The 21843-nt window shown below is 44.6% G+C and carries 23 protein-coding genes; 7 read left to right on the top strand and 16 right to left on the bottom strand.

From position 1 onward, the window contains the following. Positions 1-88: 88 nt before the first annotated feature. Positions 89-2503, bottom strand: coding sequence for a prolyl oligopeptidase family serine peptidase (locus QY309_12880; protein ID WKZ58760.1), 2415 nt, complete (start codon positions 2501-2503; stop codon positions 89-91). A 115-nt stretch (positions 2504-2618) separates the two neighbouring features. Here QY309_12880 and dnaX point away from each other — a divergent pair, with 115 nt between their 5' ends. Together dnaX and QY309_12890 are read left to right on the top strand one after the other, a co-directional pair. Further along, positions 2619-3734 (top strand): DNA polymerase III subunit gamma/tau, encoded by a 1116-nt coding sequence (gene dnaX, locus QY309_12885; protein ID WKZ58761.1) that lies wholly within the window; start codon positions 2619-2621, stop codon positions 3732-3734. Between the two features lie 299 nt (positions 3735-4033). After that, entirely contained in the window at positions 4034-4309 is a 276-nt protein-coding gene (locus QY309_12890) for a hypothetical protein (GenBank protein ID WKZ58762.1), read from the top strand. 258 nt (positions 4310-4567) lie between these two features. On the opposite strand, the gene QY309_12895 is transcribed toward QY309_12890, so the two are convergent. The 5 genes from QY309_12895 to QY309_12915 all read right to left on the bottom strand — a co-directional run bounded on the left by QY309_12895 (position 4568) and on the right by QY309_12915 (position 9864). After that, on the bottom strand, positions 4568-5485 hold the full coding sequence (locus tag QY309_12895) for a DUF3078 domain-containing protein (GenBank protein WKZ58763.1): 918 nt from the start codon (positions 5483-5485) through the stop codon (positions 4568-4570). 133 nt (positions 5486-5618) lie between these two features. Then, entirely contained in the window at positions 5619-6032 is a 414-nt protein-coding gene (locus QY309_12900; protein ID WKZ58764.1) for a response regulator, read from the bottom strand. A 134-nt stretch (positions 6033-6166) separates the two neighbouring features. Next, positions 6167-7954, bottom strand: a complete 1788-nt coding sequence (locus QY309_12905; protein WKZ58765.1) for a LysM peptidoglycan-binding domain-containing protein — start codon at positions 7952-7954, stop codon at positions 6167-6169. Positions 7955-7990: 36 nt separating this feature from the next. Continuing rightward, positions 7991-8632, bottom strand: a complete 642-nt coding sequence (locus QY309_12910) for an O-methyltransferase (protein ID WKZ58766.1) — start codon at positions 8630-8632, stop codon at positions 7991-7993. 2 nt (positions 8633-8634) lie between these two features. Further along, on the bottom strand, positions 8635-9864 hold the full coding sequence (locus tag QY309_12915; protein WKZ58767.1) for a pitrilysin family protein: 1230 nt from the start codon (positions 9862-9864) through the stop codon (positions 8635-8637). 148 nt (positions 9865-10012) lie between these two features. On the opposite strand from QY309_12915, the gene QY309_12920 reads away from it, so the two are divergent. Then, positions 10013-10267 (top strand): hypothetical protein, encoded by a 255-nt coding sequence (locus QY309_12920; protein ID WKZ58768.1) that lies wholly within the window; start codon positions 10013-10015, stop codon positions 10265-10267. On the opposite strand, the gene QY309_12925 is transcribed toward QY309_12920, so the two are convergent. The 5 genes from QY309_12925 to QY309_12945 all read right to left on the bottom strand — a co-directional run bounded on the left by QY309_12925 (position 10268) and on the right by QY309_12945 (position 13332). Next, the gene (locus QY309_12925; GenBank protein ID WKZ58769.1) at positions 10268-10597 is read right to left on the bottom strand and encodes a hypothetical protein; all 330 of its coding nucleotides are present in this window, start codon (positions 10595-10597) and stop codon (positions 10268-10270) included. After that, positions 10581-10823 (bottom strand): DUF433 domain-containing protein, encoded by a 243-nt coding sequence (locus QY309_12930; GenBank protein WKZ58770.1) that lies wholly within the window; start codon positions 10821-10823, stop codon positions 10581-10583. Before QY309_12930 ends, QY309_12925 begins: the two co-directional genes overlap by 17 nt. A 52-nt stretch (positions 10824-10875) precedes the next feature. After that, positions 10876-11739: a nucleoside phosphorylase gene (locus QY309_12935; GenBank protein ID WKZ58771.1), complete on the bottom strand. Its 864-nt coding sequence runs from the start codon at positions 11737-11739 to the stop codon at positions 10876-10878. 4 nt (positions 11740-11743) lie between these two features. Next, the gene (locus tag QY309_12940) at positions 11744-12382 is read right to left on the bottom strand and encodes a NeuD/PglB/VioB family sugar acetyltransferase (GenBank protein WKZ58772.1); all 639 of its coding nucleotides are present in this window, start codon (positions 12380-12382) and stop codon (positions 11744-11746) included. A gap of 71 nt (positions 12383-12453) precedes the next feature. Then, complete coding sequence (locus QY309_12945; protein ID WKZ58773.1) at positions 12454-13332, bottom strand: bile acid:sodium symporter family protein; 879 nt, start codon at positions 13330-13332, stop codon at positions 12454-12456. A gap of 39 nt (positions 13333-13371) precedes the next feature. Here QY309_12945 and QY309_12950 point away from each other — a divergent pair, with 39 nt between their 5' ends. Next, positions 13372-14679, top strand: a complete 1308-nt coding sequence (locus QY309_12950; GenBank protein WKZ58774.1) for a tyrosine-type recombinase/integrase — start codon at positions 13372-13374, stop codon at positions 14677-14679. Positions 14680-15248: 569 nt separating this feature from the next. Here QY309_12950 and QY309_12955 read toward each other — a convergent pair. The 3 genes from QY309_12955 to QY309_12965 are packed head-to-tail and all read right to left on the bottom strand — an operon-like array spanning position 15249 to position 16532. Beyond that, entirely contained in the window at positions 15249-15596 is a 348-nt protein-coding gene (locus tag QY309_12955) for a hypothetical protein (GenBank protein WKZ58775.1), read from the bottom strand. A 12-nt stretch (positions 15597-15608) separates the two neighbouring features. Next, positions 15609-16064 (bottom strand): hypothetical protein, encoded by a 456-nt coding sequence (locus QY309_12960; protein ID WKZ58776.1) that lies wholly within the window; start codon positions 16062-16064, stop codon positions 15609-15611. A gap of 12 nt (positions 16065-16076) precedes the next feature. Next, positions 16077-16532, bottom strand: coding sequence for a hypothetical protein (locus QY309_12965; GenBank protein ID WKZ58777.1), 456 nt, complete (start codon positions 16530-16532; stop codon positions 16077-16079). A gap of 43 nt (positions 16533-16575) precedes the next feature. Here QY309_12965 and QY309_12970 point away from each other — a divergent pair, with 43 nt between their 5' ends. Further along, positions 16576-17226, top strand: coding sequence for a hypothetical protein (locus QY309_12970; GenBank protein ID WKZ58778.1), 651 nt, complete (start codon positions 16576-16578; stop codon positions 17224-17226). 684 nt (positions 17227-17910) lie between these two features. Here the strand turns inward: QY309_12970 and QY309_12975 are convergent. Then, the gene (locus QY309_12975) at positions 17911-18261 is read right to left on the bottom strand and encodes a hypothetical protein (GenBank protein WKZ58779.1); all 351 of its coding nucleotides are present in this window, start codon (positions 18259-18261) and stop codon (positions 17911-17913) included. A 207-nt stretch (positions 18262-18468) separates the two neighbouring features. Here QY309_12975 and QY309_12980 point away from each other — a divergent pair, with 207 nt between their 5' ends. Beyond that, on the top strand, positions 18469-19206 hold the full coding sequence (locus tag QY309_12980) for a phospholipase D family protein (protein WKZ58780.1): 738 nt from the start codon (positions 18469-18471) through the stop codon (positions 19204-19206). A gap of 1290 nt (positions 19207-20496) precedes the next feature. Here the strand turns inward: QY309_12980 and QY309_12985 are convergent. Then, on the bottom strand, positions 20497-20838 hold the full coding sequence (locus QY309_12985) for a hypothetical protein (protein WKZ58781.1): 342 nt from the start codon (positions 20836-20838) through the stop codon (positions 20497-20499). 43 nt (positions 20839-20881) lie between these two features. Between QY309_12985 and QY309_12990 the strand changes: the two genes are divergently transcribed. Then, positions 20882-21514, top strand: coding sequence for a hypothetical protein (locus QY309_12990; GenBank protein WKZ58782.1), 633 nt, complete (start codon positions 20882-20884; stop codon positions 21512-21514). Positions 21515-21843 lie beyond the last annotated feature (329 nt).

Below are 21843 nucleotides of genomic sequence, written 5' to 3' on the forward strand. Positions count from 1 at the left end.
TTAAAATGCAGCTAATACTTACAACAATACAAAAAAGAGATGCCGACAGAAAAGCCGGCATCTCAACAAAAGATTAAATGACTGAATTTTACTTACGTGCCTGCTTCTCTGCATTTTTCACGTAGGTCTCCAGCCAGCGATCCATTTCCCACAACGTATGCAAAATACTTTCTTTAGCCGCATAGCCGTGGCTTTCGTACGGCAACACTACATAACGCGATGTTCCACCATGGCCTTTAATGGCGTTATAAAAACGCTCTGTCTGGATGGGGAAAGTGCCCGAGTTATTGTCGGCTTCACCGTGAATAAATAAAATCGGTTCTTTCAACTTATCGGCATACGAGAAAGGCGACATCTGGTAATAAATTTCAGGTGCCTGCCAATACGTACGCTCCTCGGCCTGAAAACCAAATGGCGTTAACGTTCGGTTGTATGCACCGCTTCGTGCAATACCGGCTTTGAAAATGTCGGAGTGTGCCAGCAAATTGGCTGTCATGAAAGCGCCATACGAATGCCCGCCAACGCCCACACGATTCGGATCAACAACACCTAATGATGCAGCATGATCAACCACAGCTTGTGCACTGGCTACCAGTTGCTGAATGTACGTGTCGTTCGGTTCTTTGTCGCCTTCACCAATAATGGGCATAGAAGCATTATCGAGCACGGCATAGCCACGCGTTACCCAGTAAATCGGTCCGCCCCAACTTAAACGGGTAAACATATGCGGAGACGTTTTGACCTGCCCTGCAGCATCAGCCGATTTGAATTCGCGCGGATACGCCCAAACCAATCCCGGTAACGGACCATCTTCTTTCTTATAGCCTTGAGGCAGATAGAGATCGGCAGTTAACTCCACACCATCATTGCGCTTATACTTCAACACTTCTTTCTTAACATCTTTTATCTGTGGATATGGGTGTGCGAAAGCAGTAAGTTGAGTTGATTTGGTTGATCCGGCTGTACGTAAATAGTAATTCGGGTTTTCGGTATTCGATTCGCGCGAAGTAACAAACACACGCTTTTTTGGATCCAGCAAGGTTACTACGTATTCATAGTACGGTGCCTGGCATTGCCACAACCGTGATTTTTTTCCGGTGTTCAAATCCATCTTATCCAAAAACGGCATGTTGCCTTGCGGGCTTGCCCCCTGACCGGTCAGGTAAACGCTGTTGTCTTTATTAATGGTTAATACATAACGACCATAAGCATTGACTTCGGTAAGCACGCTCCCCGGATCATTGTAAGCATCTTCATAGTTTCTGTCAAACACGGTTTTCTTTGCACCCGAAGTCGGGTTAACCTGGTACACACGTTCTTTACGATCGCTGGTCCAGCGTTCATACACCCACGCCACCTGATCGTTACCCCAAGCAACACGGGAGTAGCGAAGGGGTAAGCTGATCAATTCTTTTGGTTCATCCTTAAAGGGAAAGTCCCAGGTAAACACCTTGTCACGGATGTCAGCTTTTGTTTTTGGATCGCCTCCATCCTGCGCATGCGCCCAGTACAAGGTAGCCGGTTTATCGGCTCGCCAATTGTGGCTACGTGGTTCGCGTTGTGTTGCGTTGAAGGCTGTCGGTATGTAGTCTGTTAACGGAATGGTGGCTACATCCACAACCAGTTTACCGTTGGTGTCCAACACGTTCACTTGTTTTGGAAAACTGTAAACTGTAACCAGGTAAGAGTATGGACGCTGAATGGTTTCTGTCAGAATTAGTTTTCCATCGGGTGATGGAGAAAAGTTGTAATGAATTTTTGAAGGACTTATTACTTTTTCTTCTCCGCCAATATTTTTCAGCACAAGATCAGTAGTGGTATAATAATCGAAGACGGATTCATCGTACGGATTTTTCATCAAATCCTGATACGTGCGGGAAGGCACGCGCTTACCCAGGTTCTCTTCAACAATTGGTCCGGCTGGTACGCGGCTCTTTTCCGGGAGGGCCTTCAGGTTTTGCGGAACGGCAGTAAACAATATATGCTGTGAGTCCGATAGCCATTCGAACGCTCCACCAAAAACAGCATTGATTTTTCGATCGGTCACTTTTGATGCTGTAAATGTGGTCATATCCACTACCCACAGCTCAATGCCATCAGGATTGTTTTGCAGAAACGCCAACTTCTTGCTGTCGGGCGAAAAGCTTGCGCTGCTAATCAACAGGTTTGCCGGAAGATTTTTTATAGCCACCTCCTGGCCATCCTTAATTCGTTTGGCGGTAATGCCAATGATATAATTCCCCCGGCTGGGGCCAAAGTTGGCCGGGTTCATGCGCATACCCGCGATGCGCAATTCGGGCCGCGAAAGTTGCTCAATGGTTGGATAATCGGAACGCTCCAATTGCAACATCCACTGCTTATCGGGCGAAAATGTTACGAACGGTGTAAGCGGTGCTTCCAACAACCGGGCAATTTCTTCCGGTGGTCGCTGATACGTAAGGTTTTCCTGTGCGAACAGCGTTGTGCCGCATAGAACCAGTAAAACGTATAGGATTCTTTTCATAGGAAAATGATTTTAAGTTGAGTATGGTGAAAGCTACAATTTTGCCCCTCGTATTGCCAGTTTTTTTTGATGAGTAGTTTTTCCGATTTGCATCCTAAAAAGGTTAATTTGCCGCATGGATAATTTTGTCGTTTCGGCACGAAAATACCGGCCTACCGGGTTCGCTGAGGTGGTGGGACAAGAGCACATTACCACCACGCTCAAAAATGCCATCGACAATAATAAACTGGCGCAGGCCCTCCTGTTTTGTGGCCCGCGGGGGGTAGGAAAAACCACTTGTGCGCGTATTGTAGCCCGGCTGATCAATGGATTTGAAGAAAAAGCCGAAACCAATACACTCAATATTTTTGAGTTGGATGCCGCCTCGAACAATTCGGTGGAAGACATCCGTAGCCTGATCGACCAGGTACGCTACCCGCCCCAATTCGGCAAATTCAAAGTATATATAATAGACGAGGTTCACATGCTCTCCAATGCGGCTTTCAATGCTTTTTTGAAAACGCTTGAAGAACCACCGCCATATGCCATTTTCATTCTGGCTACTACCGAAAAGCATAAGGTTATTCCAACCATCCTTTCGCGATGCCAGATTTTTGATTTCAACCGGATTCAGATTTCCGACATCAGCGGTCATTTAAAAACAATCGCCAAGCATGAAGGCATCAAGGCGGAAGATGAAGCCTTGCACCTGATTGCCCAAAAAGCCGATGGTGCGCTGCGCGATGCGTTATCGATTTTCGATTTGATGGTGACTTATTCCTCAGGTAAAGGAATCACCTTCAAAAATGTGCTCAGCAACCTGCACATTCTCGACTACGATTACTATTTCTCGGTGGTGGATGCCTTGCTTACGCAGAACCACACCCAACCTTTGTTGATTTTGGACGAAATCCTGAAAAAAGGTTTTGACGGACAAAATTTCATTGTGGGATTGAGTGAGCACTTCCGGAATTTGCTGGTATCGCAGGATGCGCGCACCACACAACTGATGGAAGTACCGGAAAATGTAAAGAAAAAATATGCCGAGCAGGCACAGGCTGCTCCGCCTTCCCTCCTGCTTTCTTGGCTCAACATTGCCAATCAATGCGACATCAACTACAAGAGCAGCAAAAACCAGCGCCTTTCTGTTGAGTTGGCGTTGATGAAAATGGCGCATGTACAATCCGTGCTTAACCTGGCATCACTTCCTCAACAAGAGGCAGTAAAAAAAAAATTAGTGACGAACCCGTAGCGCCTCAAGAGACTACTGAAGTTGCTCCGCCAGTCACACAATCCATCCCAAAAATTCCTGAACCTCCCAAGCCTACAAATGGCAATGGAAACGGCAATGGCACCAGTCGGTTTTCCAAACAAAAAAGCACGCCAAAAATTCCTGCCCTGAATTCCATTCTAACTACAGAATCGGCAACCGAAGAAAAAACCGTTGCGCCCGTAAAGCAGGTTGACAATAAACCTTTTACTACCGAACAGCTTCAGGAAACCTGGAGAGCATTTGCGGAACAACGCAAAAAGTACAAAGCCGAATATCAATTGCTTACGCAAGAGTTTGAGATACACGATTCAACCATTGTGCTGCATTTGATGAACCCGGTTCAGGAGACCTTGCTGAATGAAATGAAAAGCGATTTGATGCAATTCATTCGGGAGAGCCTGCAAAACTATTCCATTCAGGTTACGGGCGAGAACAAAAACACAGACTCAAAAAAAGTGATCTACACCAACCGCGAAAAGTTTGAACACCTCGCAGAAAAGAATCCGCTTTTACTCGAACTAAAAGAAAAACTCGGGCTCGATCCGGATTTTTAGAAATAAAGTATTATGAGTATCCGCTTCAAGTCCTAAATACCCCGTCATTGCGAGCCTGCCTGCGGTAGGCGGGCGGTAGCGAAGCAATCCCAATTTTAAATTAAAAAATGAGATTGCTTCGGTCTCCCGATCCCGATAGCTATCGGGATTATCGGGATCCCTCGCAATGACGTTAACTCGTTAGTTAGGACTCTTTACGGATACTCACATAAAGTATCTCTAAAAACTTTGTCACGTTGTCCACGGGACTGCCCTTAACTACTTCTTTTCCTCGTAATTCTGGAACGTGTACCGGAATCCAAAATTGAAGTTCTGGCTCAGCTGCACTTCATCATCCTGATCGAAATCGTAAATTAAAATACCACCCAGCCCCACGCTGATAAAGCGGTTCACCTGTGCGGTAAGCATCAAATCAAGGCGGTGGTCGATAGTCTTTCCTTCAAGCGTTTCATAATTCGCAAACAACATGTAACGCCATTTCAAATTCAGGTTTTTGGCAATGTCCTTATCGAAATCAGCTGTTGCCTGAAACGCCAGCCACTCAAAACGTGTTGTCTCGCCCAACAACACGCCATACGGACTTACCGGATCAACCGCATCGAAACGACCGTTATTATCACTTAGAATCGTAACCCTGGGTGCAAACGGTGCAATACGCACTTTAAAATAAGGGGCCGGCTGATATTGTAAACCCCATGCTGACGTGATAAATGCCGGAGCAAAAATATCGGAGATCAGATCCTGGGTATCATCATCGTTGTAGCGATACCCTTCTGTAAACTGGCTGAGAAAATTCAACGATGTGAACAAGTCCCATTTATCGCTGATCTTATAGCCCACCTTGGTATCAAAAAACATGCGGTCGAGTGTTTTACGAAAACCCTGGCCACTGTTGTTTACGAAACCGTACAGAAAATCAATTTCATTATCCCAGGTAATTTTGTCTTTGGCGTAGTTGGCCTTGTAATTAAGGGCTCCGTTCAAACCAACCGAGTTAATTCCACCAGCCTTCCAGTTCGATGAAAAAGATGCCTGGTTGAAACTTGCATTAAACATAAACCGCTTCTTCCAATTGGAAGTAGTATCAGGCTTAACAATTTGCGCTTGAAGTGAATGGGAACAGAGCAGCATGACACAAAGTGAAAACGTGCTCAGCAATAGAGTCTTTTTCAACATAACAAATGAATTTTTACTTGTGCTAAGATACAGAAACTGAGTGAACAAACGTAAAATCAAAAAACCGCGCTTAGCCTTTCAGAAAATAAAAGTATAGCTGAGGTCCATGGCCAGCACCAGTAAAAGAAACTCTTTAGATGTTATTCAGCTTGATTTCCTCCAGGGCCACCTCGGTCAGGGGCTTGGTGATGAATTTTATCACGTGGTTGTTATTCACGATCTTGTCGATGTCGCGCTTGTTATCGGAACTGGATAAGATGATGACTTTGCATTTGTTGCGCACCAGTTCGTTGAACTTTTCGAACTCATACAAAAACACGAAACCATCAACAATGGGCATGTTGATGTCCAGGAAGATTAGTGTGGGTAGATTTTCAGGATTATTCTCGTTTTCACGCAGGTAGTCCAGTGCAGCCTTGCCTGAACCTTTTGCTTCAACCCGCTTTGAAAATTTGGTGATTTCAATGATACGTTTGCTGATAAAATTATCCGTGTCATTATCATCAACCAGCATCACCAGGTCAATGGATTTTGTATCCGTTTGCATCAAATTTTCTTTCCTAAGTTTTTAAACAAAATCGCAGATCACAAAAATATCCTTTTTTGAACATTTTCGGGGATTGCGGAGAGAATTAGCCGCCCAGACGTAATAATTTTACCAAATAAGAAGAAAAACAAGGGTTACTTGACTTGAATCCGAAGCTTTTCGCCAGCAGAAACCGAAAAGTCTTTCTTCTGATTCCAATCCATCAACTCTTTAATGGTTACCCCATATTTGCGCGCCACACTATATAATGTGTCGGATGATTGAACCTCATACACCACAAATCCATCATTTTCAGTTTCTTCCTCTACCGGGCCCGTTAATTTCAACACCTGCCCCGGTTTAATGCCCTCCTCCATCTTCAGGTTATTCCAGTTTACCAGGTCCATCACACCCACGTTGTAGCGTTTGGATAGTGCATAAAGCGTTTCACCGGCAGCAACGGTATGCTGTGTAGGTTTTACCTCCTCAACCAAAACGGGGCTTGTATTGTTTTGGTCGGTTTTGTCCTTTTCTCCAACATCTCCGACCTTAGTTGTAGTTGTATCACCTTTTGAAGTAGGAGTTACTACTACTGATGCAGAAACCTCGTTTGAAATACTGGCCGTAACCGGTTCAGGCGCTACAGCCCAATTAAAAAATTCATCCTGTTCAACTTCAACAGCAGCCGCTTGCAGTTCATTTGTTTGCACACGGTTTGCTGATGTTAACAACACAGTTGTACCAACCGGCAACTCATTTACAGACAAGGTTGGGTTGTATCGTTCAAGTCGTTTTAGTTGAATGCCGTATTGCTGACTCACCGACCACAAACGCTCACCGGCTTTGCGTACCACATGTACATTGGCAGATGCTTTGTTCTTTTTTCTTTTCAGATAATAATAGTTACCCGTTACTAACGGATCCGTAATGGACAGATCATTGCACGACAAGAAAAATGACAAGCCAACACCAGCCCGTTTGGCAAGCGTAGCCGCATTTTCACCGGCTTCCGCCTGAATGGCCGGTATGCCATTCCAAACCTTTTTATCAGAACGCGTGGCTAGCGCTGGTTTCGCATCTAACTTTTTATGTTCACCAACTTTTTGAAAGTCTGCATTGGCTTTTGTTACCGATGCGTATGTTTGTTTGGATTCACCCTGAACCGGTATGGCTACGATGTAGGTACGGTCGTGTGGAATATGGCCTTTACGAACCCACTTGTTGTAAGCCAGCAATTGTTCTTCATCCACCGAAACTTCTTTTGCCAATGCATGAAGCGAGCGGTTGTTGCGGTTTTCGTACTCGAGCAATTTAATTTCACCTTCACCCTTAACGGCACCTTCAAAAGCAATTTTATGTGCCAGGTATTTTTTCACATACCAATATGTTTGGCTGGTGATCTCCATGTGCTTGGTACCGCTCTCATAGTCTTTAACAGCACGCATTACTCCACCAGCCCCCATCTGGTAGGCTTGCAAGGCATACAGCCAGTTATTGAAATAAGCGTTGTTCTTTTTCAGATACTGTGCCGCTGCACGCGTGGATGACACAATGTTCATGCGTTCATCAATTTCCTTATCCACACGCAGGCCCATCTCCACGGCCGTAAAATCTTTGAATTGCCAGAAGCCCACCGCATTGGAAACGGAAACTGCATCGGCAATCAGTGCGCTCTCCTGCAACACCAGGTATTTAAAATCATCGGGAAGGCGTTCTTGCTGAAATATTTTTTCGATGATGGGAAAATATGTTTTGGCACGCTCAACTTTTATGTTGAAGTACTTGGGATACTGCGTGAGTGCATCTACATCTTTCTGGATTTCCCTGCGTGCATCATCGCGAATGGTGAGGGTGATGCCGGCAAAGTTCAACTTGTGTGGCACTTCCGGGCTTTGAGCCAGCGCACACTGAAGCAGGAAAACAAAAAGGGCTGTTAATCGCATAATGGCTACGTTTAAAAAATGGTCAGCCTTAAAAAATTATTCTTTAACCTTACGTGCAATCATAATGCCATCCCTAACCGGCATCAGGATGTTTTCAACACGCGGGTCATGTTGAACCTTTTCATTGAACTCCTGAATTGCCTTGGTGTCTTTGTCGGGTTTCGACTGCAACACCTTGCCACTCCACAACACGTTATCGGCCAGAATATAACCACCCAAAGGTACGAGTTTGAATACGAAATCGTAATAGCGGTGGTAGTTTTCTTTATCCGCATCAATAAACACCAGGTCGAACGGGCCGGTTAGCTTCGGTACCAACTCAAGTGCATTACCAATCCGGTAATCGATGGTCTGTTCCAACCCGGCCTCCTTTATATAGGAGCGAACCGTGTCTTCCAGTTCTTCATTGCTATCGATGGTTATGAGCTTGCCACCGGGTGCCAACCCCTCTGCCAGGCAAATGGCTGAATAGCCCGTGTAGGTTCCAATCTCTAAAATGGATTTAGGCTTAATCATGTGGCTGAGCATGGCCAGTAACCTGCCTTGCAAATGTCCCGACAACATGCGCGGCATCATAACGCGGGCATGCGTTTCCCGATCGATGCGCTTCAGTAGATCAGTCGCAGCGGAGGTATGTTGTTCAGCATAGCGCTGTAAGTCGGGTTGCAGAATATCCATTGTTAATTAGGTACCATGGTTAAATAACTGAGTCCTTTCGAATCGAACATTTCCCGCGCAACACGATTAATGTCTTTTGCGCTCACGCCATCAATGATGTTAAAAATTTCTTCCAGCGAAGGCACACGATTCAGGTCCAGCATGGACCGCCCCATCATCATCATCAAACTCTGGTTGTTTTCTTCTGCCATAGCCAGCTGACCTTTCAGTTGTTCCTTCGCAGCATTCAGTTGACGTACTGTAAGCGGTTTATCACAAAACTTATCCAACTCACGTTGCACCAGTTCGATGCACCGATCCAGCTTGCTGGGTTTTGTTCCAAAAAATACTGCGAACATGCCCGTATCAGAATATGACATATAGTGTGCTTCAATGGAATATACGTATCCATGCTTTTCACGAAGCGCCATATTCAACCGGGAGTTCATTCCGGGGCCACCCAACATATTCACCAGCAGAAAAAACGGAATCCTGTCGGGATGATGGATGGGATAAGCAGGCCGCCCGATTGCGCACTTCGCTTGCTTAACCGGTCGCAGCAATTGCTTTTGCATGGGTTTGTACAACCCTGCAGGTTTTCGCTTCGCCAAACGCTTTGTTGCCTTCACATTAAAGTAACGTTGAAACGCCTGCTCAACTTGTGCCACCGGCAGATCGCCCACGCAGCTGAACACAATTCTGCGTGTGTCTATCCGCTGTTTGAAATATTCAGTGAAATCGCGCCTGTGAAAACCCAGCACCGTCTCTTTTTTACCTAAGATGTTCATGCCCATCGGGTGCTTGCGGTAAATCACCGACTCAAATTCATCCTGCAACGAATCATCCGGATTATCCAGGTACATGGCCATCTCCTGAAGGATTACACCGCGCTCCTTTTCAATTTCATTTTCGGGAAAAACAGAATGAAAGGTAATGTCTGCCAATACATCAATGGCGCGTTCAAAATATTCATCGCGCACAGACGCAAAGAAAACTACCTTCTCCTTATCCGTATAGGCATTCAACTCACCGCCCACAGAATCAATGCTGCTGATGATCTGATAGGCCTTTCTTTTTTTCGTTCCTTTAAACGCCAGGTGTTCCCAAAAATGCGTGATGCCCTGCGTCTCCTCCCGCTCATCGCGACTGCCCACATCTAAAAACACACCACAATGAACCAGGTGTGTACCGTCAACCTGCTGGTACACCAACCGGATGCCATTATTCAACTCAACTTCGTGCAAATCTTTCATACCGGCACAAAAATACTGCGATAATGCCTACCGTCCCAACTGCGAACACCGATGCCCGATGGCGGGCAAGGGCTTGACTTTGGTAGATGAATTTGACGTAATTTGATTAGCTTTCATTTGGCACATCAATTGTAAACCTTACAGCACTATGGATACACAACGCGTTAAAACCTGCTTTACCATTACGTTCACCGATGAACAATTCAATCGGGCAAAGGCTTATGTAGAAGACATGAAGCGCCACCCCAACCGGGTTTTCTGGCGGGGCAAAGAAGGTAAAACCGATCATGAGCTGATTGTAGAACAAATTGCCCACCGCATTTTGTCGGGCTTCTACAACGATGAGCCGTTCACGGCCGGGCGCTACATTGTTCGTATGGACAGTGCGGTGAATGGCAACTGATCACCCCTGTTCGCGCACGATAGTTGGACCAGGTTTTAGTTGTTGAGCTAAAACTTGCTTAATAGTTGGTATGAGGTTTTTTAAAGTCTGATATCGGTTATCAGAAGCCTCGATAACCAAAACAGCTATTGAATACCGCATAAAGTTTTGCTGATGTTGCAAATTTTTATCAAATGTTAACAACGCGTTGAAATCATTCTCAATCAGCAACTCAAGCAATCGTCCGTTCGTTACGCCTGTCCAACCTAAATCGGCAGTGGTGAATATTTCGAATTCAGTAAAATCCAGTTTTAATCTTTTTGGCAAATTTTCATCAAGCAGCAGTTTCATATATCTGCTCGATATTTTTTGAGGTTAGAATTTTACTGGCAATTTCAATTACCGCAATAGCTTGCTCTCTTGCCACAGTTGGAAAATCGCCCAGAAATTCGTCAAGCGAAACTCCTTTTTCCAGGTGGTCAAATAATGTTTCAATTGGAACACGGGTTCCTTTAAATACAGGGTTTCCGGAAAGAATCTCCTTGTCAATAGTAATATAGTCTTTCACCTTGTACATGAAATCAAAGTTACAAACTTATCTCCAAATTATTCGCTTCGTAATTTTCAACTCAAATCCGCTCCAGCACCGTTTTGATTAGTGTATCCACCACCTTTTCGGGATCTTTGGCGAACTTGTTTTTGATTCGGTTGGCAATAATGGCATTGGCACTCAACATATCATGGCCAAGCAAACGACCCATCGCGTAAAGCGCTGCCGTTTCCATTTCAAAATTCGTTAACCAGAAATCGCTGGTCTTGTTATGATAGTAATTGAAATCATCCAGCAATTTCGGCATACGTGTTGCTGCGCGTACCTTACGACCTTGCGGAGCATAAAAACCCGGTGTGGTGATGGTGTTGCCTTTGATCATATCGTGGCCGATGCGTGAAAGCAGTGCCGATGAACCCTGAACTACATAAGGCAAAAACGGAAGCTTCACCTTTTTGCGGATATCACTTGCAATACTTTTTTCAAATTTTGTAAACGGCACTTCATAAAATCCCATCAGGTTATCGATGCCCACAGCATAGTCGGTAACCAAATGTGAACCCACCGGAATATCTTCTTGCAACGCACCCGAAGTGCCGATGCGAATAATCTTCAGTTTTTTCTTTCGCGATTTCGGTTCACGGGTTTTTAAATCCATGTTCACCAGTGCATCCAGCTCCGTCATGAAAATTTCAACATTATCCGTGCCGATGCCCGTACTGATCACTGAAATTTTCTTGCCGTTAAAATGACCGGTGTGTGTAATGAACTCGCGCTTGTTCATTTCAAACTCTACCTCATCGAAATACTGACTTACCTTATATACCCGACCCGGATCGCCTACCGCAATAACGATATCTGCAACATGCTTGGGCAACAGGTTGAGGTGGTAAACACTACCATCTTTATTTAAGATCAAATCCGTTTCAGAAACTTTTGGCATACCGTTAACGACTTACAGGTTGAGCAGGATTTCCAAAAACAGTTTCGCCTGCCTTTACCGGTGCAATCACCACCGACCCCGCACCAATGCGTGCACCCTTCCCCACCGTAACGCCAGACACAATGGTTACTCCAGATCCGATGAACGCTTCCGCTTCAACCACAACCCCCGAGTTAATAATACTTCCGGCTCCTACCTGAACAAAATCGGCCAGGTTAACGGAAGCACCGATGAGCGCACCCGCCTGCAGGATGGTATGATTGCCCAATGTAGTGCCCACACCCACCTGAACACCAGCCTCAATAAAGTTGCCATGCCCCAGCGAAACATGTTGCGCCAGGAACGCACGGCTGTGAATGCTGTTTACCGGCTGCACGTGGCGCACCTCGTTGAGCATTTTTGCCAGACTTTTACGAATACGATTATCATCCACCGCGATACAGGCTTCACACTTTTTGCCGATCAGTTTCAGGAAGCCATCATCATCGGTACTGCCCAACACCGTGGCGCCATCTATTTCAGTTCCGTGAAGTTTTTTATCATCGTCCAGAAATCCATATACCACATTACCGTTGCTTTCAAAAATTTCCTTGGCAATGCGGCCTAAATAACCTGCACCAAAAATTATAACCGGATTTTCCATATCAATAAAAACCAAAAATACTCGGATTTATCCATCCGAAACAGAAAATCATAACCTGTCTGAAAATTTAATCAGGCACGATCAAACATCACATTGCGGCTGTAGAGGTAAACCGCCACACCACCGGTAGCAAACATGATGAGTGAATATACCGCGGCCGGTATCGACATCTGTGAATTGTTTAACAACAAACTGCTTGTGGCGATGGCAATGGCCAGTGTACCGTTTTGAATTCCGGATTCAATAGAAACCGCAGCACGTTGCGGATGGCTTAGCCGGAATAATTTTCCCATCAGGTATCCGCCAGCCAGAATAACCACATTTATGAGCAACGTAATAACACCAACCTGAACAAAATATCCGGCAATGTTATCCTTCTCCTTCAGGATAGCCCCCAGAATAACCAGCGTAATGAAAACAGCCGATGCAATTTTTACCGGTTTCTCCGATCGCTTCGCACCCTCCGGAAATTTCCATCGAATAAGCATGCCGATGGAAACGGGAATGATGGTGATGACCACAATCTGCAACATGGTTTTGAGCACAGGTAATTCCACATATTTGCCTTCGCCAATAAAATACTCCATCGATAGGTTAACAAAATATGGAATGGTGAATACTGTAATCATGCTGGAGATAGCCGTGAGCGTGATCGATAAGGCTACATCGGCACGTGCCAGGTTTGACAGCAGGTTTGATGTTGCCCCACCCGGGCAAAACGAAAGCAGCATTACCCCAACGGCCAGTTCGGGCGGCAGACTGAGTACCTGCAGCATGGCAAACGCCACCAGTGGCAACACAATCAGCTGACAAAACAATCCCACGAAAGTGGCCCGGGGAAAAAGCGCCACGCGTTTAAAATCTTCAAGTGTGAGGGCGAGGCCCATACCGAGCATAATGATGCCGAGGGCTACGGGCAGAAATATTTCGGTGAGGACGTTGGCTTGCATAGTTGAGGATTTGGTGGTTTTAAGATACTAAAATCTGCGATGTACCCACCGCTTTCGCTGGATTTTGGCCCCGACTTCCACTATATTCAACCACTCATTCACCAAACCGAATACGATATGTTGGCTAAAACAATTCGGGTGAAGCGCATTCACCATCGGGAAATGGATTGTATAGGGTTATTCTTTCCCAAGGACTACACGATCATTAAACTCGTAAAAAACATTCCTGATATTAAATTCAGTAAAACACACACCTGTTGGTATTTGCCTGATACGAAGGAAGCCTTCAATTCAATCTTTAGTGTCCTTAAGGGCAAGGTGTGGCTTGATATACGTGCGTTGAAGACAAAAGAACTTCATCAAATTGTAAAAGAAAAAGCCACGGCAGAACCCGTTGTTGAGCCAATAGCGGTTGAAGCAATTACGGAACCGGTATTCACTGAGGCTGGCATTCTCTCTCCAAAAGAATCGCGGGAACGGGCGCTTGAAGCAATGCGTAGAAAGCTGAAATTTAAAAACTATAGCGAGAGCACACAGAAGACGTACACTGAACAATTTAAATTGTTTCTTCAATTCTTCCCCGAAAGTTACCCTGAAGAATTAGGTGAAGATGAGATTCAACATTACATGCTGCATTTAATTGAACATAAAAAATTAAGTGTGTCGGCACAAAACCAGGCGATCAATGCAATTAAATTTTACTATGAGAAGATGCTAAAGCAAGAGCGAAAGGTGTATGACCTGGAGCGCCCCATGAAAGAAAAAAGATTGCCGGAAGTATTGAGCCAGGAAGAAGTGATGGCGATTTTTGATAACGCAGGCAATTTGAAGCATCGCGCCATGTTAATGGTAATGTACGCTTCGGGGCTCAGGCGCAGTGAATTACTAGGCCTTCGCATTGGCGACATTGATTTTGACCGTGGCATAGTGTTGATAAGAGGCGGAAAAGGTCGTAAAGACCGCCACAGTGTGATGGCACAAAGTTTAATGCCGATGTTGAGGCAATATATAACCGAATACAAACCCGGGTATTGGTTGTTTGAAGGTGTTTCTGGTGAGCGATACAGTTCAACCAGTTTGCAAAAAGTATTGAAGCGGGCAGCGATGCGGGCCGGTATTAAAAAGAATGTGAGATCGCACATGTTGCGTCATTCTTTTGCCACACATTTGCTTGAATCAGGTACCGCCACGCGATATATTCAGATTCTATTGGGTCATGAGTCGGCCAAAACAACAGAGATTTACGCCAAGGTTACACGCTTTGGTTTAGATAAAGTGGTTAGTCCGCTGGACCAATTAGCCGCCACGAAACAATTGCGGGGAGATGACGAAATTGTACCTGAATAATGGTGGTGCACAAAAAATATATCCTTGAAATTGAGCTGGAAATAAGGAAATTTCGGGTTAGATTGGCATCTCATGCTATATATGAAATATACGCCATAGCATAAACACAAATGTTGTGTGCAATTGGTGCAGCTGAAATGATAAAAAGTGTTTTTACAAAAGAGGATTTTATATTTCAGCTCAGTTTTCTAAAAGTAAGACGGTAGAGAAATCAGTATGATTTCGATTCAAGTCCTTGCGGTGAGACCGTGGAAAGTTCGCACTTTCAAACGGGTGACCCCGTTCCAAGGACTTGGGGACGAAGTTAGCCGTTATCGAGGACATCATCCAGATGGCAACCGATTACAAACGGTTAATTACGGCTTTTACGACTTACTTAGACGATTATTGAGCCGTAAAATCCCTTTTGACCGTCCAAACAACAGACATATAGACCCATCTATATGTTCATAATTTGGACTTAAAAACACTTCTTGACTTTAAATTCAGTGTTGACCGCTGCACCAACAGCACACAACACCATGTTTGTGTCAATGGCGCTGAATTAATTTAATTTTTTTATTTTTGATTCAGCGCCACTGCACAAACACATACATTGGCGTCAATTTGCGATAAAAGATTAGTGAGCAAACAGACGCCAACATAGTGTATGTCCCATTAAAACCAGGACATACACGACCGATGAAAAAAAGAATGCAGGCCAACGCACGGAACACCAAACCACTTTCTGACAGCTCATCTCCGCTCCGACATTCAGCCGCAGTCCTTTCCGCAGATGTACCTGCCGTCCGCCCCATGGACAAAAGAAAGGACATTACTCCCAACGCACGGAACACCAAACCACTTCCTGACAGCTCATCTCCGCTCCGACATTCAGCCGCAGTCCCTTCCGCAGATGTACCTGCCGTCCGCCCCATGGATAAAATGATTCAAGACCAACCCTCAAAATTCTGACTAGAAATGAATTGGCAAACTGCCGCCAACACCAGGTTTGTGGCAATGGCGCTGGATAAGGATAAAGTATTTTCTATTTTTGTCCAGCGCCACTGCACAAACCCAAACGTTGGCGTCAATTTGCGATAAAAGATTAGTGAGCAAACAGACGCCAACATAGTGTATGTCCCATTAAAACCAGGACATACACGACCGATGAAAAAAAGAATGCAGGCCAACGCACGGAACACCAAACCACTTTCTGACAGCTCATCTCCGCTCCGACATTCAGCCGCAGTCCTTTCCGCAGATGTACCTGCCGTCCGCCCCATGGACAAAAGAAAGGACATTACTCCCAACGCACGGAACACCAAACCACTTCCTGACAGCTCATCTCCGCTCCGACATTCAGCCGCAGTCCCTTCCGCAGATGTACCTGCCGTCCGCCCCATGGATAAAATGATTCAAGACCAACCCTCAAAATTCTGACTAGAAATGAATTGGCAAACTGCCGCCAACACCAGGTTTGTGGCAATGGCGCTGGATAAGGATAAAGTATTTTCTATTTTTGTCCAGCGCCACTGCACAAACCCAAACGTTGGCGTCAATTTGCGATAAAAGATTAGTGAGCAAACAGACGCCAACATAGTGTATGTCCCATTAAAACCAGGACATACACGACCGATGAAAAAAAGAATGCAGGCCAACGCACGGAACACCAAACCACTTTCTGACAGCTCATCTCCGCTCCGACATTCAGCCGCAGTCCTTTCCGCAGATGTACCTGCCGTCCGCCCCATGGACAAAAGAAAGGACATTACTCCCAACGCACGGAACACCAAACCACTTCCTGACAGCTCATCTCCGCTCCGACATTCAGCCGCAGTCCCTTCCGCAGATGTACCTGCCGTCCGCCCCATGGATAAAATGATTCAAGACCAACCCTCAAAATTCTGACTAGAAATGAATTGGCAAACTGCCGCCAACACCAGGTTTGTGGCAATGGCGCTGGATAAGGATAAAGTATTTTCTATTTTTGTCCAGCGCCACTGCACAAACCCAAACGTTAGGGGCAAGCCGCATTGGACAATGATACGTTTACTAATAGCACTGACATTTTTGGTATCGGGACAAGGTTGGTCGCAGACGACAGACAACTACGCAAAGACAATTGAGAAATTAAGAAGTAAAGGAAAACTGACGACAAAGAGTTCTATCGACAAAACATTTGTAGGTTCCGTGACAGGTTACTACGACAAGGACTCAATTGTTTTAATAAGTAGTTTAACAGACGCAGAAGCAGCGGGGACAGAGACTCTATATTTCATTAAAGACGGGACTCTGAAGAAAGTATTCGTGATGGAGGCAACATTTGACTCGAATGACGAATGGAAAGAATATTATACAAAGCACAAATCAATCGACAATTGTTACAAGTGCCATGGAAAAACAAACTGTATCGTGACAGAGATAATATTTGACGACAAGCCGACAATTTTTGTGACTGAGAACAAAAGAAAAAGAGGGCTGACCGGAGAAAACAAGGAAAAGATGTTACTTGATGTTAAGCGGACATTTGACGAATTGAAGGTTCTTGTAAGAGATTTGGAGTAAATGCGGCCAGCCCCTAACAACATGTTTGCGCTATGGCCGGGTGACAAATTAAATTTTAGTAATTTTAAACAACAACGTTTGGGTTCGTAGGACAACACGCGGCTTCGGAAGCCGGCCACATCGCAAACACAAACGTTGTGCACCATGCGGTCGGACAGAAAAGTCCTACGCAACGGGTGACAACGTTAACGAGATAAATTCGTCTCCGCAGACAATAACGGCAGATAAGAAATCAATAAAGTTTTAGGTTCACACTGCCATCGCGCGACAATCAAGTTTCACAATTACGTTTGCTGACTGCGAGACAACTTCGGCTTCGGCAGACAATGACGGACTGAAAAACAAAAGACAATGGACTCGGTTACGCGGAGTTTTACAGTCGGTGGACAAGAGTTCGTTCCGCGGACAGTTTCGGCATTTGCCCGCGCTCACGTGTTGACACCGTACAGTCTGTCTATAACGGTGGACTTAGACCTGTTTTCAAAATAAAATTCGTAACGGTGGACTACGATTCGTTTTCATTATAACGTTCGACAGACCGCACGGTGCACAACACTATGTTTATTTTATTGCGGGGTGCAGTGTTGCGTTGTAGTTTTTGTTTCTTAATTTCGTTCGGTGTCGGGGGACAATGACGGAGCAGGTCGGTTTTAACATTCCGCTACGCTCCATTTTTAAAACCTCCTATACCCGCAACAAAATAAACACCAACGTTGGCGTCAATTTGCGATAAAAGATTAGTGAGCAAACAGACGCCAACATAGTGTATGTCCCATTAAAACCAGGACATACACGACCGATGAAAAAAAGAATGCAGGCCAACGCACGGAACACCAAACCACTTTCTGACAGCTCATCTCCGCTCCGACATTCAGCCGCAGTCCTTTCCGCAGATGTACCTGCCGTCCGCCCCATGGACAAAAGAAAGGACATTACTCCCAACGCACGGAACACCAAACCACTTCCTGACAGCTCATCTCCGCTCCGACATTCAGCCGCAGTCCCTTCCGCAGATGTACCTGCCGTCCGCCCCATGGATAAAATGATTCAAGACCAACCCTCAAAATTCTGACTAGAAATGAATTGGCAAACTGCCGCCAACACCAGGTTTGTGGCAATGGCGCTGGATAAGGATAAAGTATTTTCTATTTTTGTCCAGCGCCACTGCACAAACCCAAACGTTGTGGGCAACCTGCTTAAAAAATTTCGGACAACTAATGACAAGTAAAAATAAATAGAGACATGGCAAAATTTCTGAACACGACTGGAGTTTCCTATCATCTAGAAGAACTCATTAAGGGGACAAAAGACAGACTGATACTCATAAGCCCATACTTACAGTTTACGGACAGGATAAAAGAGCACCTCAGCAATCTTAATATTCAAAAACGGGACATAAGAATTGTTTACAGAGAAAACAAACTACAACCAGAAGAGAATAATTGGTTAGAAAGTCAAATTGGCATTCGGACAAGTCTTTGTAAGAATTTACATGCCAAGTGCTATTTAAACGAGAATGAAGCAATCATAACTTCAATGAATTTATATGAATTCTCGCAGCAGAATAATAATGAAATGGGGATTTACATTACCAAGTCACAGGACAGTGAATTGTACAATGCCACGCTTGAAGAAGTTCAACGACTTCTGACAATCAGTGAAGAAATTAGAGTGACAGTAAAAAAAGTTACAGTAGATACCCCACCAAAGACGGAGAAGAAAAAAGCAGAAACGAAATCTTCACCGGACAAGTTAACAGGATATTGTATTAGGACAGGTATTCCAATTCCATTTGACATTCAAAGACCATTTAGTTACGATGCTTTTAAAAAATGGGATGAGCATAAAAACGATGACTATCCTGAGAAATATTGTCATTTTTCCGGAGAACCATCAAACGGTGAGACTACAAAACGAAGACCCATTCTTTCAAAGAATTGGAAAAAAGCGGACTCAATATACGGACCCTTAAAAAAGTAGGGACTGGCAGGCAGCCCACAACACCGGGTTTGTTTAATGGCGGGCGACACAGTCGCCCGTAGTGTAAACAAGTTTATTTATATTCGTGTAGGCGGACAAATCCGTTGGATTTATCCGCCACTAAACAAACCCAAATCGTTGATGTGCAAGCCTGCCGCCCAATTTCTTAAGATAAATTGGGCGGGCAAAAACAGTTCCAATCACGAGGCCGGATGGTTAACTGTTTTTGCGTAATGAAGTTTCTGACTTCAAAAAGATTCAGGCTTACTACATCGTACAAGTTGGGCAAAAATTCATGCCAACCCAGAGGTCAGGGTTGTCGATGATTTTTGCATACAGATTTGAGTTCAAATTACGTGGACGACCAAACTATAGTGCAGTTGCGGCTGGCCAGCACACAACAATATGTTTGTGTCCATAGCGCTGGATCGGATGAAAGTATTTTTATATTTTTAACCCAGCGCTATGGCACAAACACCAACGTTGTGTGCAATTGGTGCAGCTGAAATGATAAAAAGTGTTTTTACAAAAGAGGATTTTATATTTCAGCTCAGTTTTCTAAAAGTAAGACGGTAGAGAAATCAGTATGATTTCGATTCAAGTCCTTGCGGTGAGACCGTGGAAAGTTCGCACTTTCAAACGGGTGACCCCGTTCCAAGGACTTGGGGACGAAGTTAGCCGTTATCGAGGACATCATCCAGATGGCAACCGATTACAAACGGTTAATTACGGCTTTTACGACTTACTTAGACGATTATTGAGCCGTAAAATCCCTTTTGACCGTCCAAACAACAGACATATAGACCCATCTATATGTTCATAATTTGGACTTAAAAACACTTCTTGACTTTAAATTCAGTGTTGACCGCTGCACCAACAGCACACAACACCATGTTTGTGTCAATGGCGCTGAATTAATTTAATTTTTTTATTTTTGATTCAGCGCCACTGCACAAACACATACATTGATGTGCAAGCCTGCCGCCCAATTTCTTAAGATAAATTGGGCGGGCAAAAACAGTTCCAATCACGAGGCCGGATGGTTAACTGTTTTTGCGTAATGAAGTTTCTGACTTCAAAAAGATTCAGGCTTACTACATCGTACAAGTTGGGCAAAAATTCATGCCAACCCAGAGGTCAGGGTTGTCGATGATTTTTGCATACAGATTTGAGTTCAAATTACGTGGACGACCAAACTATAGTGCAGTTGCGGCTGGCCAGCACACAACAATATGTTTGTGTCCATAGCGCTGGATCGGATGAAAGTATTTTTATATTTTTAACCCAGCGCTATGGCACAAACACCAACGTTGGCGTCAATTTGCGATAAAAGATTAGTGAGCAAACAGACGCCAACATAGTGTATGTCCCATTAAAACCAGGACATACACGACCGATGAAAAAAAGAATGCAGGCCAACGCACGGAACACCAAACCACTTTCTGACAGCTCATCTCCGCTCCGACATTCAGCCGCAGTCCTTTCCGCAGATGTACCTGCCGTCCGCCCCATGGACAAAAGAAAGGACATTACTCCCAACGCACGGAACACCAAACCACTTCCTGACAGCTCATCTCCGCTCCGACATTCAGCCGCAGTCCCTTCCGCAGATGTACCTGCCGTCCGCCCCATGGATAAAATGATTCAAGACCAACCCTCAAAATTCTGACTAGAAATGAATTGGCAAACTGCCGCCAACACCAGGTTTGTGGCAATGGCGCTGGATAAGGATAAAGTATTTTCTATTTTTGTCCAGCGCCACTGCACAAACCCAAACGTTGTAGGCCATTCGCTTGGCTCCGTGGACAGAGAAGTGCTAAATTATAAAATTCGGTGTTCGCAGACATATAACATGGGACAGACAAGTAACATTGAATTAGCAGCCAAGGTATTTGAGAAAATCCAAAATATGTTTCCTAATCTGACAATGACAATTGACAGAGACCCAGAACACGTTGAACTCAGCATGGACATTTTAAAACAACCTGGACTAGATTTTGACATTTACTTAAATCTCCAAAATGAAGACGAGCTTCATATATCGACTAAGGACATTTGGTGTGAATGGTTTCCGCTGACAGATGAAGTAATCGAAGAATATGTGGACGCAGTAAAGGGATTAATAACTGGAGAATATAGAATTCTAAAATTTAGCAAAGCAGAGACAGATTATAAATCATTATTGCAAAAACCAATTGACAATGAATGGAAAACAATATTCAGACACATAACCAAATTTTCCTTTCCTTGGACAAAATTGGAGACGCAGATAATTCAAAATACTAAACTACCGACAGCGATGTATTAGATGGAGCCGTTTCACTTCCAAATCAAATTCGTGGTCGACACGGTCGACAATAAAATGACGGTGGAAGCGAACGGCCTACAACAACATGCTTGTGCAATGCAGGGGTTAGGTGTTTATTTGTATATTAGTTTTTAAATTACGTTTGGTCACGGTTGACAGTGACGCGTAGGTCGCGCTAAACATTCCGCTACGCTCCATTTTTTAGCGCTCCTATACCCTGCACTGCACAAGCACAAACGTTGCCGCCAATGCGCTCCGATAAAAACGTGTGGGCTAAAAAGTAAAGGACGACTTGAATTCAAAAAATAAACACAGAACGACTTTTTGAA

The sequence above is a fragment of the Cyclobacteriaceae bacterium genome, assembly GCA_030584025.1.
Taxonomy (GTDB): Bacteria; Bacteroidota; Bacteroidia; order Cytophagales; family Cyclobacteriaceae; genus UBA2336.

Bases quoted from the DNA above. Each gene is read 5' to 3' on its own strand.
- QY309_12960 (WKZ58776.1), bottom strand. From the start codon at position 16,064: ATGGGGCGGACGGCAGGTACATCTGCGGAAGGGACTGCGGCTGAATGT.
- QY309_12950 (WKZ58774.1), top strand. From the start codon at position 13,372: ATGTACCCACCGCTTTCGCTGGATTTTGGCCCCGACTTCCACTATATT.
- QY309_12935 (WKZ58771.1), bottom strand. From the start codon at position 11,739: ATGCCAAAAGTTTCTGAAACGGATTTGATCTTAAATAAAGATGGTAGT.
- QY309_12925 (WKZ58769.1), bottom strand. From the start codon at position 10,597: ATGAAACTGCTGCTTGATGAAAATTTGCCAAAAAGATTAAAACTGGAT.
- QY309_12975 (WKZ58779.1), bottom strand. From the start codon at position 18,261: ATGGGGCGGACGGCAGGTACATCTGCGGAAGGGACTGCGGCTGAATGT.
- QY309_12895 (WKZ58763.1), bottom strand. From the start codon at position 5,485: ATGTTGAAAAAGACTCTATTGCTGAGCACGTTTTCACTTTGTGTCATG.
- QY309_12985 (WKZ58781.1), bottom strand. From the start codon at position 20,838: ATGGGGCGGACGGCAGGTACATCTGCGGAAGGGACTGCGGCTGAATGT.
- QY309_12930 (WKZ58770.1), bottom strand. From the start codon at position 10,823: ATGTACAAGGTGAAAGACTATATTACTATTGACAAGGAGATTCTTTCC.
- dnaX (WKZ58761.1), top strand. From the start codon at position 2,619: ATGGATAATTTTGTCGTTTCGGCACGAAAATACCGGCCTACCGGGTTC.
- QY309_12955 (WKZ58775.1), bottom strand. From the start codon at position 15,596: ATGGGGCGGACGGCAGGTACATCTGCGGAAGGGACTGCGGCTGAATGT.
- QY309_12915 (WKZ58767.1), bottom strand. From the start codon at position 9,864: ATGAAAGATTTGCACGAAGTTGAGTTGAATAATGGCATCCGGTTGGTG.
- QY309_12965 (WKZ58777.1), bottom strand. From the start codon at position 16,532: ATGGGGCGGACGGCAGGTACATCTGCGGAAGGGACTGCGGCTGAATGT.
- QY309_12880 (WKZ58760.1), bottom strand. From the start codon at position 2,503: ATGAAAAGAATCCTATACGTTTTACTGGTTCTATGCGGCACAACGCTG.
- QY309_12945 (WKZ58773.1), bottom strand. From the start codon at position 13,332: ATGCAAGCCAACGTCCTCACCGAAATATTTCTGCCCGTAGCCCTCGGC.
- QY309_12920 (WKZ58768.1), top strand. From the start codon at position 10,013: ATGGATACACAACGCGTTAAAACCTGCTTTACCATTACGTTCACCGAT.
- QY309_12980 (WKZ58780.1), top strand. From the start codon at position 18,469: ATGGCAAAATTTCTGAACACGACTGGAGTTTCCTATCATCTAGAAGAA.
- QY309_12990 (WKZ58782.1), top strand. From the start codon at position 20,882: ATGAATTGGCAAACTGCCGCCAACACCAGGTTTGTGGCAATGGCGCTG.
- QY309_12905 (WKZ58765.1), bottom strand. From the start codon at position 7,954: ATGCGATTAACAGCCCTTTTTGTTTTCCTGCTTCAGTGTGCGCTGGCT.
- QY309_12910 (WKZ58766.1), bottom strand. From the start codon at position 8,632: ATGGATATTCTGCAACCCGACTTACAGCGCTATGCTGAACAACATACC.
- QY309_12970 (WKZ58778.1), top strand. From the start codon at position 16,576: ATGAATTGGCAAACTGCCGCCAACACCAGGTTTGTGGCAATGGCGCTG.
- QY309_12900 (WKZ58764.1), bottom strand. From the start codon at position 6,032: ATGCAAACGGATACAAAATCCATTGACCTGGTGATGCTGGTTGATGAT.
- QY309_12940 (WKZ58772.1), bottom strand. From the start codon at position 12,382: ATGGAAAATCCGGTTATAATTTTTGGTGCAGGTTATTTAGGCCGCATT.